Below are 16,490 nucleotides of genomic sequence, written 5' to 3'. Positions count from 1 at the left end.
CGTCGCGGCAGGTCTATGCAGCCTGCGCGGTGATACCGAACTGCCGGCGCCTGGCCAAAACCGGGCTGGCTTCCGTCCCGGCCTCCGACAGGTCGGTGACCAGATCGAAACCCAGGGTACCCTTGCTGATGGCGAGGTTGCCGATGATCTGCCGGCGCAACAGGCACTCGTCGAATTCCGCATGGCAGGGATCGGTCGGTGCGGTGAGCCCGGGAACCAGCGTCTGCCAGTTCTTGTCGATCCACAGATGCGGCCGCGTCGCGCACTCGCGGCGCCCGGCAAGGACGTACAGGCCGTCCTTGCAGATCACGCCCTGCGTGACGCCGATTTCAAGATAGTCCAGTACGGCATCGGCATACGCCGAGGCGAGCCTCTGAATGTCCATGTGCATTGCTCTTCCCTGAGTGTTCATGAGTGCCTTCCACTGACCAGTGGCGCCGGTTGAAACCGAGCAAAACCAACCCCTAAGCGTTCATTCTTCAGTGAGCCTTGGACCCCTGCTCGTTCTTGTCGACACCCCGCAGATTCAGGGCCGCCAAGCCGATCTGCAGAACGATGAGCGCGTAGGCCTGGGCATTCCAGCCCCAGATCGTCCACAGAACATTGCTCAACAGGTAAGTCCAGAATCCCAACTTTCGTCGCCGCGGACGCCGTGACGCGACCAGCCAGGCCGCGACCAGCGTCACTGCCATGGCGATCCACTGAACGGCATCGAGCGCCACCGGCATTTGATAAAGATCCGCTTCAACGATGGGATCAAAATGCTGCAGCGCGACTGACTTTTCGCTGAACGTGATCGGCTCGCTGACGTGGCGTTCGCCGCCTCAAGCGCGGCCGCTGACGCAGGTGTCCAGCACGCGGCCGATGTGTTGCCGATCGAAGCGCGACTCGGGGCCGATCAGCACCAGTTCCGAGCGCGGCGTGGAGCCGCCCCAGGCACCGGCGTCGATGCAGGATTCCTGGCTGCCGACCTTCTGGTACAGCGTGGCCAGCGGATAATTCCGCAGGTTCACGAAGCCCTTGGCGCGGTACACCGTGTTCGCCAACGACTTCATCGCCTGCAGGAACTCGGTCCGGCCCAGCGGCCTGTCGCTGCGCCAGACCATGCTCGCGAACGGATGCGAGCGAGCATCCATGACAGGCGTCGGGCGAAATGCCGACTGGCCGACTCGCGCATCGCCGAGCAGCAGTGCCAGCGGCACGCTGCCATCGTCGGACTCGATGATCGCGGCGGCAGGCAACAGCTCGGTGATGAATTCGCGCACCTTTTGCACCCGCTCGGGCCCGGCGATGCCGACTCGATTGAGCACGGTCATGAAGGCGCCGCGAACCTGCCGCTGGAACAACTCGGCGTACTCGCTGCCGCGAGCGTCGAGTGCGTGCATTGCATCGACCACCGTGACGACGTTCTCGAGGAAGACGCGGCGGCGCAGCCTGGACTGGTTGAGCGTGCACAGGATGTTGATCGGATCCGACACGCCGCTGGTCTCGATCAGCAACTGCTCCGGCGCGGGCTCGATGGCCAGCAGGCTTTCGACGCCGGCCACCAGATCGTCGCGGATCGAGCAGCAGATGCAGCCGTTGGCGAGTTCCATCCGCTGGCCCTCGACCTTCACGATCAGCCGGGCATCGATGTTCAGCTCGCCGAAGTCGTTGACCAGCACGGCGAGGCGCCTGCCCTCGCCTTGCAGCAGCAGGCTGTTCAGCAGGGTGGTCTTGCCGGCGCCGAGGAATCCGCCGATCAGCGTGATCGGCAGTTTGCTGACGCCGCTGGCGCGCTGGATCTCGGAATACCGGTCGAGCGGATTCAGCACGGCATCAGCCGCCCTTCACTGGTGGCGCCACGGGCCGGACATAGTCGCCGGTGCTGGCGACGAACTCGACGAACCAGTCCAGGCTCGCCGGATTCATCATCGCATCGCGGCTCGCGGCTTTTTCCAGCGGCCAGCCCATCAACAGCTTGCGCACCGGCACTTCCATCTTCTTGCCGGTCAGGGTGTAAGGAATTTGCGCAACCGCGTATATCCGGTCCGGCACGTGGCGCGGGCTGCAATCGAGACGCAGCTTGGCGGCGACTCTCGCGATCAGGGCCTCGTCCAGATTCACATCGGGCTTGAGCCTGAGGAACAGCGGCATGAAGAACTTGCCGCCGTCCAGCTCGCAACAGACCACGAGACTGTCGGCCACTTCATCCAACTGCTCGACCGCGCGGTAAACCTCGGCGGCGCCGATGCGCACGCCGAAGCGGTTCAGCGTGGAGTCGCTGCGTCCGTAGATGTAACAGCCGCCGCGCTCGTTGATCTTGATGAAGTCTCCATGGCGCCAGACCCCGGCAAAGTGTTCGAAGTAAGCCTCGTGGTAGCGCCGGTCGCCGGGGTCGTTCCAGAAGCGGATCGGCATCGACGGAAACGGCTTGAGGCAGACCATCTCGCCCACCTCGTCGGTCAACGGCTGGCCGTCGTCGCTCCAGGATTCGATGTCCATGCCCAGGCAGCGGCACTGGATCTCGCCGGCATGGACCGGCAAGGTCGGCGACGCACCGACAAACGCGCTGCCGACCTCGGTGCCGCCGGACTGCGAGGTGACCCAGAGATCTTCCTTCACGTTGTCGTAGAACCACTGGAAGGTCTCGGGCGTGCTCGGCGCACCGGCGACCAGAACGGCTTCCAGCGCGGACAGGTCGAAGTGATCGCGTGGCCGCAGGCCGGCCTTCTCCATCATCTGCACGAACGTCGGGCTGGCGCCGAAGTTCGTCGCCCGCGTAGCGGCGGCAAGCGACCAGAGGAAGTCCAGGCCCGGATGCACCGGGCTGCCGTCGTACTGGACGATGGCCGCGCCGCTGAGCAGGCTCGCGACCAGCAGCTTGTACATCGCCCAGCCGGTCGTGCTGTGAAAGAACATCACTCCGCCAGGCGCGAGGTTGAAATGAAAGCAGCTGAGCTTGAGATGCTCGATCAGCTGACCGGTGTGGTTGTGCGTGATCGCCTTCGGCAAGCCCGTGGTGCCGGACGAAAACATCACCCACAGCGGATGCCGGTTGTCGACGCGTTCGTAGCGGAAGCTGTCGCGCGGGATGTCCGGGCCGGAGAGCATCTCGCTCCAGCTCAGGGCGCCCGCAACGGGCGCCGCCTGGGTGCCGAGGTACGGCAGCCAGACGACGTGATCGAGCGTCGGCAGGCTGGAGACGATCTGCCGCACCTCGTCGCCGCGCTCGAAGTCGCGTCCGCCAAAGCGATAGCCGTCGCTGACGAAGATCAGCCGCGGCTCGATCTGCGCAAAGCGGTCGACCACCGTGCGGGTGCCGAACTCCGGCGCAGTCGACGACCACACCGCGCCCACCGCGATGCTCGCGATCATCGCCACCGTGGTTTCCGGAACGTTGGGCATGTAGGCCACGATGCGATCGCCCGGCTGGATGCCCATGGCGCGCAACTGGCTTGCCAGCACGCGGACCTGTCGTCCGAGTTCCTGCCAGCTCATCCTGCTCAGTGGACGGTTCTCGGTCAGGTGATGGATCGCGGTCTCGCCGGGCGCTGCCTTCGCTTCGTAACGCAGCAGGTGCTCGGCGTAGTTGACGCGCGTGCCGGGAAACCACTGCGCGCCGAACATGCCGTCGGCGTCGAGCACCCGGGTCGGCGGGCTGTCGGACTGAATCTCGAAGTAATCCCACAGCGCGGCCCAGAACCCCTCGACGTCGTTCACCGACCAGCGGCGCAGCGTCTCGTAGTCATCGACATTCATCCCACGCTGTTGCCGCAACCAGCGCATGAACTGCGCGAGCTGCGAGCGCGCCGCGAACTCGGGGCGCGGAGACCACAGCCGTTCACCTTCGGTCACTGCCATCCGATTGCTCCCAGATCGCCGGGCTGTCAGCGGGCCGCGCGCTTGAGCGCCGCCACTTCGGCTTCGAGCTGGGCAATGCGCAGATCCTTGGGATTGAGCATGAACTGGCTCTGCAGCGCCTTGCCGTCCATTTTCACGCGCTGTCCCATCATGATCCCGTACACGCTGGACACATCCTCGCCCCAGCAACCCATGTACGGCAGCTCCGCTGGCGGCTCGGGTGTATTCCAGGACTTCACGAACTCGTCGTAAGGAACGCCGCGAGCCAGACGCGCCGCGCGTTCCTCCTTGCGCAGCGCCTGGGTGCCGGTCTCGTCGACCAGGCGCGTGGCGGGGTCATAGGCGACCTTGAAGATCTCGCGCGCGGTGTTGTCGGAGATCAGGCTTTCTTCCAGATCCTTCATCACCCGTTCGGGCTCGCGCTGCAGCACGTCGCCGTAACCGCCGCCGGCACCCTGGCACATCATGTACAGCTCGCCGGGCGCGGCGAGTTCGAAGGTCATGCCCATGTCGTGCGTCGAGTAGGCGGCGCCTTCGATGGATTGCTCGTTCATCAGCCGGACGATGTCGAACGGCACCTTTTCCGGGTTGTTCTGCAGTTCCTTGAAAACATCGATGCCCTTCACCTTGCACAGCGGGTACGTCGGCGACGAATAGCCGCCGAACAGCGGCAGTGCGGAAGGAAACAGCGAGCCCGAGCAGCCGGTCATGAAACCCCACAGCGCCGATCCGCGGAAGGTGTGGATCTGTTCGTAGCCGAGACCCGAGCGCTGCTTGCCGAAGCCGACCCGATCCTTCGCCAGCGTGAACGCACCGAGGCGCACCAGCGGCAGGTCCTCCTCCATCAGCTCGATCTCGCCGAGGTCGCAGTGCGCGGCGAACGGCGGCGACACCGAGTGCTCGCCGTCGCGATGGCTGCGGCCGCCCTGCCCCATGCCGTTGATGTCGGCACAGAAGTTGCCGACGTACTCGGCATGCTGGGTCAGGCCGCCGTAGATCAGCGATGCCGGCTGATCGTACTGCGGCGCGACCATCGCGGTGTAACGGTGCGGCAGGCTGTAGTTGAACTTTGCCATCGGGATACTGGCGATGGTCATGGTCTTGAACAGCGGAATCAGGCTCATCGCCTGCGGCGTGTCGAACGAGCCGTTGATGATCGACTTCTCGTCGAAGATGAAATCGAACGGCGTGAACACCGCCATCGTGAACGGCAGGTCCGGCCAGATGTTCTGCATGTAGCCGCTGAACAGCATGGTCTTGAACGAGGCCTGGCAGGCATTGATCGAACGGTTCAGCAGCTCCGGCGACGAGCCGCGCATGTCGACCAGCATGCGATCGCCCTTGACCGTGATCGCCATGTTGAGCTTGAGCATCACGTTCTCGCGCAGCGTCGAGTCGGCGAAGGACATCGTGCGCGTGGTGCCGTCCGGCAGCTCGCTGATGCGGCGGTGCACCTCGACGACCACGTCCTCGATGTGCTTTCGCAGCGTGATGATCAGCGCTTCCTCGCCGTGCTCCTCGAGCACCTTCATCACGCGCTCGCGCAGGCGCAGCACCGAATGCAGGCGCACCTTCATGTCCTCCAGCTGCAGCTTGGGATCGCGCACCGAGTTCTGCAAGAAGGTCACGAGATCGCGCTTGAGCTCGAAGTTCTCGACAACCTTGAACGGCGACATCTTCAGGCCTTCGTCGAACTTGCTCTCCGCCGCGGCCGGCATGCCGCCCGGCTCGGTCGCGCCGTTCTCGCCTTCATGAATCGTCGCCGACAGCCAGCAGACCAGCTTGCCGTTCCAGAACACCGGCATCATCATCGACTGGTCGGTGTTGTGGATGCCTCCGTAACGCGCATCGTTGTGGATGAAGCCATCGCCCTCGCGCACGCCCACCGTCGGCTCATCGACCCAGTACTTGTTGATGAACTTGATCGGATAGAACACCGCCGCGGCGAAGCCGCCGACGCCGTGCGGCGCGATCATCGACAGATCGCCGCCGGCGGTGAAGATGCCGGTCGTCATGTCGCCCCACTTCGCGCCGGGCGCCGCGCCCATCTGCTCGATCATGGTGTTGGACTCGTCGAGCGCCGCGACGATCAGACCGCGCACCTCGTTGATCTTGTGCGGATCGACGTTCCCGGACAGCAAGCGCTCCTCGATCTCGCTGCGCGGCTCGATGCGATGGTTCTCCATGATCGCCGGATCGGGCGCGTAGAACAGCTTGTTTTGCCGCAGGAAGCGATCCAGCATCGCCTGCTGCTCTGGGGTCGTCGGTTCGTTCATTGGAATCTCCTTGTTCTGGTCGACGGGGCTAGGGCCTGTTAACGCTATTCGGGTCGTCGCGGTGCCCCCGGAGGGGCGGGACCGTTTTGCCGCATCGCCACGTCTCTCGTCAGTCATGTACATCGAGTACATCTCCTTCCTCGTTCCTCGCGCTGCGGCAAAACGGTCTCCGCCGCGGCGATCCGAATAGCGTTAACAGGCCCTACTCGATGCGCGTGAACCACACCGCGTTCTGATCCGCCGCCTGATAGCGCCAGCCCGGCTCGACCAGATAGGTCGTCGCCCGCGTGACCACGATCGCGGGGCCGTCAATCTGCGTACCGGGCTCCAGCGCCGCCTCGTCATAGAGCGCGGTCTTCATCGCGCCTTCGTGACCGACGAAATGACAGTCGCGCGAGCCGACCGCCGCCGGTGGCGGCAGGGTCTTCTTGGGCGGCCGGATGTTGCGGAACTGGATGCCCGGGTGGGCGATGTACGAGCACACGCGGATCGTGTTGATGCGCACGCCCGCTTCCGGTGTCTGGCTACCCTTGCCGAAACGCTCGCCATAGCGCGCATGGAACTGGTCGATCAGCTTCAGCACATGTTCCGGCGCGGTCACGCGATTGAGGTCGGTCACCACCGCGGTCTCGACGCGCTGGTTGCCGTAGCGCATGTCCAGTTCGAGCCGGTAGCGGACTTCCTCCGGCTCGAAACCCTGGCGCAGCAGATCGTCGCGGCCGCGGGCTTCGAGCTGTTCGACAATGGCGTTGAAGCGTTCGTAGTCGCTGAAGAACGCCTGGCGATTGGCGTCGAACAAGGGCGTCCAGGTACTCATCTCGTGGATGTGCAGCTGGTTCATGTTGCCGGCGCCGCAGGCCGAGAACACCGAGGCGTACGGCGGTGCGAGGATCGTCTTCACGCCCAGCGCGCGGGCGATGCCGCAGGCGTGCAGCGGACCGTTGCCGCCATAGGCCAGGGTCGTGAAGTTCTCCGGCTCGTAGCCACGCGTGCGCAGTTCGCGTGCGATGCCGTTGGCCATGTTGGCGTCGACCGTACGCTTGATCAGCTTGGCGCAGTCGACGACGCTGAGGTCGAGATCGTCGGCCAGGTGTTCCTCGATCGCCTGCTTGGAGCGGCGCGGATTGATCTTGATGCGGCCGCCGGCGTAGTTCGCCGGATCGAGATAGCCGAGCATCAGGTCGGCGTCGGTCACGGTCGGCTTCATGCCGCCACGGTCGTAGCAGGCCGGCCCGGGATCGGAGCCGGCGGATTCGGGGCCCACCTGCACGGTCTGGAACATGCGGTCGTACTTGCAGATCGAGCCGCCGCCGGCACCGAGCGTCACCAGATGCACCATCGGCACGCTGACCATCCAGCGCTCGATGACCGGATTGAAGTCGTAATGCTTGACGCCGCCCTCGACGACGATGCCGATGTCGAAACTGGTACCGCCCATGTCGGTCGCGACAATGTTGCCCAGCTCGGTCTGCATCGCCAGATGTTCGCTGGCGGCGATGCCCGACACCGGCCCCGAGTGCACCGTCTGCAGCGCGTCGGTCGAGTTCAACTGCGCCATGCCGCCGCTGTTGTGGTTGCACAGCATCGGCTTGTCGTAGCCGGCGGTGCGCAGGTTCAGCTCCAGCGTGCCGAGGCCGTGGTACATGACCTGATGCAGGAAGCCGTCGATGATCGTCGACATGGCGCGCACGTACTCGCCCTTGCGGCCGGCGACCTGATGCGACAGCAGCATCGGAATGGCCCCGAGCATGTGCCCCGGATATTCCTCGAGGAAGATTTCGCGGATACGCAGCTCGTGCACCGGATTGACCACCGAGTTGGCGAGCACGACGACGATCGCTTCGGCACCCAGATCCACCAGCTCGCGCAACTGGTCGCGCAGCTGCTCTTCGTCCAGCGCCATCACCACATCGCCGGCGTAGTCCACGCGCTCGCGCACCTCGAGGATCATCGGGATCGGCACGATGGGATCGGGCCGCTGCGCATTCGGCACGTCCATCTGCTGCTTGTGCGGCAGGCCGGTGCCATAGCCCTTGGCCCTGGTCAGCGGCACCGAGGAGCGGAAGCCGTCCGTCGTCAGCAGGCCGAGCCGCGGACCCTTGCGCTCGATCAACGCATTGGTGCCCAGCGTCGTCGCATAGCGAACCGAGTCGACTTCCGAGAGCAGCTCGCGTTCGCTAATGTCCAGTTCGCGGCAGGCGCTCTTCAATGCCTCGTTGAAGCCGAGCGCCAGGTTCTGGTGCGTGGTCAGCGCCTTGGACTCGATGTAGCGTTCGCCCCAGGCGACGAAGCAGTCGGTGAAGGTGCCGCCGATGTCGACGGAAACGCGCTTCATGCGCCTTCTCCGTTGAACATCCGTGCCGCGGGCTGGCCGCCATGCGCCGGCGGCCGTGGCGCCTCCTTGCCGACCGGCGCCTCGCTGACCTGCGGACGATCCTTCCATTGCAGCTTGAGCGCGTCGATGTCGAGCTCGATGTCGCGTACCGGCGGATGGCCCGGCGGCAGATACTCGGTCTCGATCATCGCGCCGCACCTGGGGCAGTAGTACTCGAGAATCCGGCACCAATCCGGGTTCGGCGCGTACGTCAGCTTGTACTTGCCCGGATCGAGCAGCGCCTTGTGGATCTCGCGTGGATCGCGGTTGTACACGAGCAGGCCGCGCTTGTAGTTGTCGCGCGCCGAAATCAGCTCGGCGTCGCAGGCACGGCACTCCCATTGCTCGCTGTCGAGATCGATGCGCAGGTTCTCGGTGATCAGCACTTTCTTCATGGCGATCTTCTCTCCTCAGGCCTTGGCGATACGGCTCAGCAGCACGTCGCCGGCGTCGTTGAATTCAAACTGCCAGGCAGCATCGATACGGCAGGTGAAGAAGGCTTCCTCGAGCACTGCCGGACCCACGGCGCGAGCGCCGGCCGGCTGATCCTCCACCCGATACAGCGGCAGCTCGCGTGGCTGGCCCGCCATCACCACACGGCGCTGGGCCGTCGAAGACGCCGCGACACCGGCGACGCCGAAGCGACCGCTCAGGCTCGGCTGCGCAATCGGCTTGCGCGCCTTGAGCGACACCGAATAGCGTTCGCCCGCCTTGAACGCCGGCAAGATGTCGGGCAGCGGCAGCGATTCGTCGCGACCCGCGGCACTGATCAACAACCGGCGTTCGAGCTCGCAGTCCGCCAGCGAAAATCCTTCAGCATGGATGCCGCGACGTGCGCGCTGCATCAGCGCTTCAAGGCAGGCGGGCAGATCCTTCGGCTTCTCCAGCGGCGACTCGTACTCGTGCGCGATGTCGGAAAAGCCCAGGCCGAAAGCAGAGAACACCGCGGCCAGTCCCGGAATCAGCACGCGAGATATACCGGCGACCTCGGCGACGCGGCAGACGACGAACGGCCCCGCGCCGCCGAACGCCGCGAGCGTGGTCTGCTCGGTGACCTTGGTGAAGGCATGGATGCTGTCGGCCACCTTCTGCACCCAGGCCGCTTCCATGCGCTCGGCCGCCAGCGCTTCGTTCAGGCCCAGCGGCGTGCCGACCGCCTGCGCGACCGCGGCGCGCGCACGATCGGCATCGAGGCGCATCTCGCCGCCGAAGAAGGTCGCCGGGTCCAGCAAGCCGCTGACCACGAATGCATCGGTGATCGTCGCTTCGGTGCCGCCCAGGCCGAAGCAGGCCGGGCCAGGCGCGCCGCCGACGCTCTGCGGGCCGACATCGACGGTCTTGCCGTCTCGGCTCCTGATGATCGAGCTGCCGCCAACGCCGACACTGACGACGTTGCACAGCGGGAACGACACCTCGACGTTCTCCACGCGACCGCGGCGATCCTCGCGCACGCTGCCGTTGCGCACCTCGCCGATGTCGGTCGTCGTGCCGCCGATGTCGATCGACACCAGATGCTCGAAGCCGTAGTGCTGCGCCAGCACGCGGGTGCCTTCCATGCCGCCGCGCGGACCAGAGCTGTAGGTCTTCAGCGCGATGGTCTTGGCGACCCGCGCCGACTGGCCGTCATTGCGGAAGATCAGCAGCGGATTGCGCACCTTGGCGGCGCGCAGCTTGTGCTCGGCGTTGTAGAGGAAGCGCTCCATCGCCGGGTGCAGGAAGGCGTTGAACAGCGCTGTCCAGGTGCGGCGCACGTCGTCCTCGTCCTGCGCCACTTCATGCGAGTACAGCAGCGGAATCGCACCGAGCAGGTGCTGCGGGAACTTGCGCAGGAAGACTTTCTTGAGCCGGGTTTCCTGAAGCAGGCGATCGCTGCCGCCATGCGCGACCACAACCCGGTTGGCGCCCGAGGACGCCAGCGCATTGATCGCGCGCACCGCGGCGTGCTCCAGCGCGGCACCGTCCAGCGACAGATCGAGCGTGGCGCAGCGGGTGTCCACCAGCGCGTCGAACAGTTCGCCGGCGTTCTCGGCGCCGCGCAAGGCCTCGCGGCTCAGGCTGCCGGTGAGCAGCAGGCCCAGCCGCTGGCCCTTGCGCTCGACCAGCGCGTTGGTGCCCTGCGTCGTCGAGTACCGGATGTGATCGGTGGACGCCAGCAGCGCCACCAGATCGTCGCTGCCGTAGATCGCCTTCGATGCGCGGGTCAGTCCGTCGATGAAGCAGCGCGACAGATCAAACGGCGTCGTCAGCGTCTTGGTGCGCCAGACCCGCGATCCCTCGAGCACGCAGATGTCTGTGAGCGTGCCGCCATTGTCGATGTTGATGAGCTTGCCCACCACCTTCTCCTCTCTTTCTTGATGGGAGCAAGGTATGCGGGTCCGCGGGAAACGACCCCACCCTAAACTACGGGCCGCGGCCGGTGGTGTTCGCGATCTTCTACTCGATCAGCCCGAAGCGCCGCGCGAACGCGATGGCCTGCACGCGGTTCTGGATGCGCAGCTTCTCGAAGATATTCTTCAAGTGCCACTTGATGGTGTTGACCGAAACCGAGAGACGGTCGGCGAGCTGCCGGTTGGAAAATCCCGCGGCGAGGAAGTACATCAGCTTTCGTTCGCCTTCGGTGAGCGCTTCGATCAGGCTCGGGCCGCTGGGCGTCGCCGTGTCCGCCGTCTTCGGCATCGGCCGGACTTCGGCATCGCCGCTCGCCGCGAGCAGGCGTTCCAGATAGGCCATCACCGCATCGGGTTGCAGTTCGCGATTCGGTCCGCGTTGCTGCGTCCACAGCTGCTTGAGCAGTGCGAGTATCGGCGCGCCCTCGTCGAGCAGGCTGCGCAGGAAACCGCCGGAGGCGCCGATCTGCAGCGCCTCGAGCAGCGCGCGACCGGCAACGTTGGCCTTGCCGGCGTCGTGCAGGCCACGGGCGTCGAGCAGGCGCAGCTTCAGTTCGCGCCGCCGCCGGCGGGTGGCGACCGCGCGACGGATCTCGACGGCGAGCCAGGGCCGCACGGCGGCGTAGCGGCCGGCCGCGATCTGCAGACGCGCATAGGTCACGCCGCAGGCTTCGTCCTCGCCGGCCTGGAACATCAGGTCGGATGATTCGGCATCGCGGTATGCGGCCGGCAGCTCGCGCAGCCAGCGCTCGGCGGTGTCCAGCGCGCCATCCAGGGTCGCCTGCCTTGCGAGCTCGGCATGCGCGTAGATCACCAGGCGTTGCAGATCGTGACGGTAGCCGAGATAGACCAGCCGCTCGAGAATTTCCTCGGCCTCACCGCGCCGGCCGCGCAGCTGCGCAATGCGCGCGCCGGTGATGCCGATCGTCGCCGCCGCATCGACGATCGCCTGCTGCTCGGCCAGCTGGCCGTAGTCGAGAATCAGCCGTTCCGCCTGGGCGATGTCGTTCTGTTCGTAGGCGGCGCTGGCCAGATAGGCGGCCACCACCGCACCTGCCGAAGCACTGCCCGCGGACTGCTCCTCGGTGCGCCGCAGCGCCGCGCACAGGCCACGCTGGGCATCGTCGATGCGGCCCTGCGCGGTCAGCGTCATGCTGGTGATCGCGTCCTGATAGGCCTGGCCAAACGCGTGATGGTCGCGATCGTGCAAGGGTCTTGCGCGCACCATCAGCGCACGTGCCTCGTCGAACGCGCCGCGACCGACTTCATACATCGCCCGCGCATTGAGCGTCACGCCATACAAGGCGCCGCCGCGATCCTGCAGCAGTTCCGCCGTCTCCAGCGCTTCGGTGCCCATCTGCTCGACGCGATCGCGCGCCGCCAGCACGAACAGACGCGATACCTGATGCAGATCACGTGCACCGGGTGCGGCCTTGCGCGACTTGAGGCGCGCACGATGACTCTCCAGCAGGCGTTCGGCTTTGTCGAACGAGCGGCGGAAACCGTAGGCGACGACCGCCGCATGCACCAGCGAGTCATGGCGCAGCACGGCCTCGATGCCAAGCCGGTCGACGTGCCGTTCGATCAGGCCGAGCCGCTCCTGGGCAACCAGGGATTCGACGATGCCGGCAAACAGTTGCGCGGCGCGCGCGGCATCGCCCGCATCGAGCAGATGGCCGATGGCTTCCTCGATCAGGCCATTGGCCTCGTACCACTGCGCGATGCGCTTGTGGCGACGCGCCAGCGCCTGCGCGGACCAGGTCTCGGCGGCGCGCCCGAGAAGGAACTGGCGGAACAGGTTGTGGAAACGCAGCCAGGTGCCTTCGAGGTCGACCTGCGCGAGGAACAGGCCCGCGCGTTCGATCTCGGCCAGATCCTGCGCACCCTTCGATTCGCCGGTGATGTGCTCCGCGAGCGCCGCCGACAGTTTCTCCGGCACCGCGAGTTCAAGCAGCCGCGTCTGCAGTTCCGGCGCGAGGTTCTCGAACATCTCGGCGGCGAGAAAGTCGATCAGCTCCCGGGTGACGCCCCTGCCTGCGTAGGCCTCCACGCGCGAGCGCGAACCGCGCCGCAGGCACAGGCGATACGCCTGCAGGGCCGCCGGCCAGCCGTCGGTGCGGGCATGAATCTCCGCGACTTCGGCGGGACGCAGATCGCCGAACTCGCGAAAGAACTCCAGCGTCTCCGTCGGGCGGAAGCACAGCTCCTCGTTCGCCACCACGACCGTGCCGTCGCGGATCTGCAGACGCGCGAGGCGCGCGGTGGGCAGCACGCGGGTGCCCACGCAAAGCTGCACCGACACCGGCAGGCTGCGGACGACCTGCGCGAACACGGACTCGAAGTGCGCGGAAGCGGCGGTCTCGAAATTGTCCACCACCAGCACCACCGGCTCGCGGATGCGCGCCAGGCGCCGCAACAGATCCTGAAGAGACGTCGCCCGCTGGCGTGCGGATTTGGCGGCACCCTGCGCTGGGCCGGGTTGCAGGCCGTCCACGGCATCGCGCAGCAGGCGCAGGAAATGCGCGGCATCGCCCGATTCCGAATCCATCCGCACCCAGGCGACTCGCTCGCCCAGCGCCGCGCGCCGCTCGCAATGCTGCCGCAGCAGCGAGGTCTTGCCGTAGCCGGCGGGCCCCTGCACGACGATCAGTCGCGGTCGCGGCTCCGCCGACAATCGCTCCAGCAGACGGTGGCGAATGATCGCGTAGGCGCTGCCGCTGGCCTCGGCCGCCGCCGGGCGACGGGCAGCCGCAGTCTTCTTGCGGGATGGAGACGCGCTGGTCGGACGGGTTCGCGGCATTCGTGCTGTCAAGCCTACGCTAAGAAAGGTCGGAACAATCGCGTGCCGTCATGTCCGCGACCGCGGCACCGACCATGCCTAGGACGCCGTCTCCGCGCCAATCTGCACCAGCACCTTGCCCTTGTTGGCGCCGGTGTAAAGCATCTTCAGGGCATCGACCGCCTTGTCGATGCCCGGCGTCACGTCGAGGCGATAGTTAAGCTTTCCTTCGAGCATCCAGCCGGCGAGTTGCTGCTGGTACTGCGGATAGCGGTCGGCGTAATCGAGGATCACGAAACCCTGGACGCGCAGGCGACGCATGATCAGGTTGCGGAACATGTAAGGCCCCGGAATCTTGTCGCTGGCGGTGCTGTTGTACGTTGAGATCAGGCCGCAGATCACGACCGAGCCGAAGTTCTTCATCACGGTGAGGCCGGCATCGAGCATCTCGCCGCCGACGTTCTCGAAATGCACGTCGACGCCCTGCGGCGCCAGCTCGCGCAGCCGCTCGACGACGTTCTCGCGCTTATAGTCGATCGCGTGGTCGTAGCCGAACTCCTGCGTGAGCCAGCCGCATTTCTCGGCGCCGCCGGCAATGCCGATCGTCGTGCATCCATGGATCTTCGCGATCTGGCCGACCAGCATGCCGACCGCGCCGGCCGCGGCCGTCACCACCACCGTATCGCCGCGCTTCGGCTGGCCGATCTCCAGCAGGCCGACCAGCGCGGTCGGCCCGGCGACGGCCAGTACGCCAAAGGCGTCGGCCAGCTTCAATCCGGGAATGCGCGGCACGATCGAGAAGCCTTCGCCGTTGCTGATCGAGAACTCCGACCAGGGCGCGAGGCCGGCCACCAGCGTGCCTCGCGGGAAGTCCGCATGCCGGGAGTCCATCACTTCACCGAGGACGAAGCCCTTCATCGGCTCGCCTTCGCGGATCGGATCCATGTACAGGTCCCAGTCGCCGAGCCACAGGCGGTTGGTCGCGTCCATCGACAGATAGATCGAGCGCAACAGGAACTCGCCGTCCTTGGGCGCCGGCAGCTTGTCCTCGCGCAGCTGCAGCGTGTCGGCTTCGATGTCGCGGGAAGGCTTGCGGTTGAAGTACCAGCAGCGCGTAGCGGTCATCGGTGATCTCCTCGGTATGTTATGCCCCGAGTGTCGTGCAGCTGCGGCCGCAAGCACCCCACCCGATCGGGCGGGGCCTTGCGCCCTGCCCGTCGGGCCCGGGCAGGCGGCCGTTCAGGCGTCCTGAATCTTCAGCCCGCCGATGAAATCCATCTTGCCGAGATCCACGCCGTTGTGGCGCAGGATTGCGTAGATCATCGTCAGGTGGAAGTTGAAGTTGGGGATGGCCAGGCCGACGACATAGTCGTTGCCGCGGAACCATTTGCCCTCCAGCCAGGGCGGCGCGACCTTGCGATCTTCCGAGCCGGCGAAATCCTTGTCGTCGACGGTCGCCAGATAGGCGATGCAGGTCTCGATGCGCTGGCGCAGTTCGGCGATGGTCTTCTCGGTGTCCGGATGCGACGGTGCCTTGGCGCCGGTCAGATAGGCTGCGGCGAACTTCGCCTGGTCGCAGGTGGACTGCACCTGCTGGGCCAGCGAGAACGCATCCGGTGCGAGGCGTGCGCCGGCGAGCACATCGACATCGAATTCCTTTGCCTTGGCGTGGCTTTCCGCCTTGTCCAGCCACTTCGCGATGTTCTGCAACTGGCTGGCGAACTGACGGACGATTTCTGCGTGGGTCATGAGGTTCCTGGGCTGGTTTGACAGGGGAAAGGCCGATGAGCCTGGCCGGACGGAGGGGGATATTAGACCGCCGGGGCTGCTTTGGTGTGACCGGGCGTGGGCCGCATCGGGGCGCCTGCCGGTGGGACGCAACCGTTCGGCGGCCATTCGCCAGCGTTCGGCTCCTGCCCCCTCAAGGTCCGGAAAGGCCCGACATATGCTCGGCCCACAGTCACCCACCGCGAGTTTGCCCGTGCGCCGAGATCGTTCCGCCTCCCCCGACACCGTTCTGCCTTCCGGCTTCCGGCAGCGCGCGCTGAGTGTGTTCGCCGCATCTCTGCTGCCTTTGAATGTCGCGTTGGCGGATGTGGTGCCCGAAGCCGCCCAGGCTTCCGGCTCGATGTTCGATGCGAAGACGGCCGTTCTGGTCATCGTCGCTGTCGCGGTCGCCTGGGGCCTGCGCGTCGTGCTTCGCCAGTATGCGCAGGGCGCAGACAAGTTGAAGGTCGCCAAACGGGACCGGATGCAGCCGAACCTCTAAGCCAAATGCGGATGCGGTGCCGTCGATGACGGCACCGTCATCGCGTCCGGCGAATCAGTCGAAATACGCCAGCACCGGCGCGTGATCCGATGGACGCCACTGGCGTCGCGGATTCGTCGTGACGAGGCAGTTCGTGCATCGCCGGGCCAGCGAGGGCGTGATCAGGATGTGATCGAGCCGCAAGCCGGTAGCGCATGGAAATACACAGGCATGCTTTCTGCTAAAGGCTCGTCCGTTCGTCGCCCTTTTCTGGACAGCGTCAGCGGATGTTCCAGATATTCAATAGAGGAATGAGCGCAGCTTTTTCTGCGCGGCAGTGCAATCAAGTGGCAGGGCCAATGTGGCTGCTCGCCGAACACATTAGATAGTTGAGAGAACCATCATGAAGGCTATTGTTCTAATCGCGACCCTTGCGCTGACCCTTTCGGGCTGCAGCTCAATGAAGGTTTCGAAAGTTGATTCGAAAACTGGATACTTGCCTGCACAGAGCGTGTCCGGATTTTTGTGTAAACGGCGGGTGGGTTAACGGATAGGCATCCTGTCTTCGAACTGGATGGTAAAT

Annotated in this window: 12 protein-coding genes; 1 reads left to right on the top strand and 11 read right to left on the bottom strand. The window is 65.6% G+C overall.

All coding sequences use genetic code 11. The features are described from left to right. Positions 1–13: 13 nt before the first annotated feature. From AC3WUF_RS20355 to AC3WUF_RS20305, 11 genes are all read right to left on the bottom strand, one after another. Complete coding sequence (locus tag AC3WUF_RS20355) at positions 14–385, bottom strand: hypothetical protein (RefSeq protein ID WP_492429114.1); 372 nt, start codon at positions 383–385, stop codon at positions 14–16. Positions 386–479: 94 nt separating this feature from the next. Then, on the bottom strand, positions 480–728 hold the full coding sequence (locus AC3WUF_RS20350; protein WP_492429112.1) for a hypothetical protein: 249 nt from the start codon (positions 726–728) through the stop codon (positions 480–482). Positions 729–824: 96 nt separating this feature from the next. Beyond that, positions 825–1,814: a CobW family GTP-binding protein gene (locus AC3WUF_RS20345; protein WP_492429110.1), complete on the bottom strand. Its 990-nt coding sequence runs from the start codon at positions 1,812–1,814 to the stop codon at positions 825–827. A gap of 4 nt (positions 1,815–1,818) precedes the next feature. Continuing rightward, positions 1,819–3,843, bottom strand: a complete 2,025-nt coding sequence (locus tag AC3WUF_RS20340; protein WP_492429108.1) for an acetoacetate--CoA ligase — start codon at positions 3,841–3,843, stop codon at positions 1,819–1,821. A 26-nt stretch (positions 3,844–3,869) separates the two neighbouring features. Next, a complete protein-coding gene (locus tag AC3WUF_RS20335; protein ID WP_492429106.1) occupies positions 3,870–6,119 on the bottom strand; it encodes a hydantoinase B/oxoprolinase family protein in 2,250 nt (749 codons plus the stop codon). A 202-nt stretch (positions 6,120–6,321) separates the two neighbouring features. Continuing rightward, positions 6,322–8,454: a hydantoinase/oxoprolinase family protein gene (locus AC3WUF_RS20330; RefSeq protein WP_492429104.1), complete on the bottom strand. Its 2,133-nt coding sequence runs from the start codon at positions 8,452–8,454 to the stop codon at positions 6,322–6,324. After that, positions 8,451–8,888 carry an acetone carboxylase subunit gamma gene (locus AC3WUF_RS20325; protein ID WP_492429102.1) on the bottom strand — a complete coding sequence of 146 codons (438 nt, stop codon included), beginning with the start codon at positions 8,886–8,888 and terminating at the stop codon, positions 8,451–8,453. The genes AC3WUF_RS20330 and AC3WUF_RS20325 overlap by 4 nt, the downstream gene beginning before the upstream one ends. A 15-nt stretch (positions 8,889–8,903) precedes the next feature. Then, entirely contained in the window at positions 8,904–10,826 is a 1,923-nt protein-coding gene (locus AC3WUF_RS20320; RefSeq protein ID WP_492429100.1) for a hydantoinase/oxoprolinase family protein, read from the bottom strand. A 100-nt stretch (positions 10,827–10,926) separates the two neighbouring features. Beyond that, positions 10,927–13,680, bottom strand: coding sequence for a winged helix-turn-helix domain-containing protein (locus AC3WUF_RS20315; RefSeq protein ID WP_492429098.1), 2,754 nt, complete (start codon positions 13,678–13,680; stop codon positions 10,927–10,929). Between the two features lie 78 nt (positions 13,681–13,758). Then, complete coding sequence (locus AC3WUF_RS20310; protein ID WP_492429096.1) at positions 13,759–14,784, bottom strand: NADP-dependent oxidoreductase; 1,026 nt, start codon at positions 14,782–14,784, stop codon at positions 13,759–13,761. A gap of 114 nt (positions 14,785–14,898) precedes the next feature. Further along, positions 14,899–15,408 (bottom strand): DUF1993 domain-containing protein, encoded by a 510-nt coding sequence (locus AC3WUF_RS20305; protein WP_492429094.1) that lies wholly within the window; start codon positions 15,406–15,408, stop codon positions 14,899–14,901. Between the two features lie 196 nt (positions 15,409–15,604). Here AC3WUF_RS20305 and AC3WUF_RS20300 point away from each other — a divergent pair, with 196 nt between their 5' ends. After that, entirely contained in the window at positions 15,605–15,928 is a 324-nt protein-coding gene (locus AC3WUF_RS20300; RefSeq protein ID WP_492429092.1) for a hypothetical protein, read from the top strand. Positions 15,929–16,490: the final 562 nt, after the last annotated feature.

The sequence above is a fragment of the Fontimonas sp. FW305-C-3 genome (assembly GCF_058783185.1).
The sequence above is the reverse complement of the archived record's forward strand: the minus strand, read 5'-3'. Positions and strand labels throughout refer to the sequence as shown.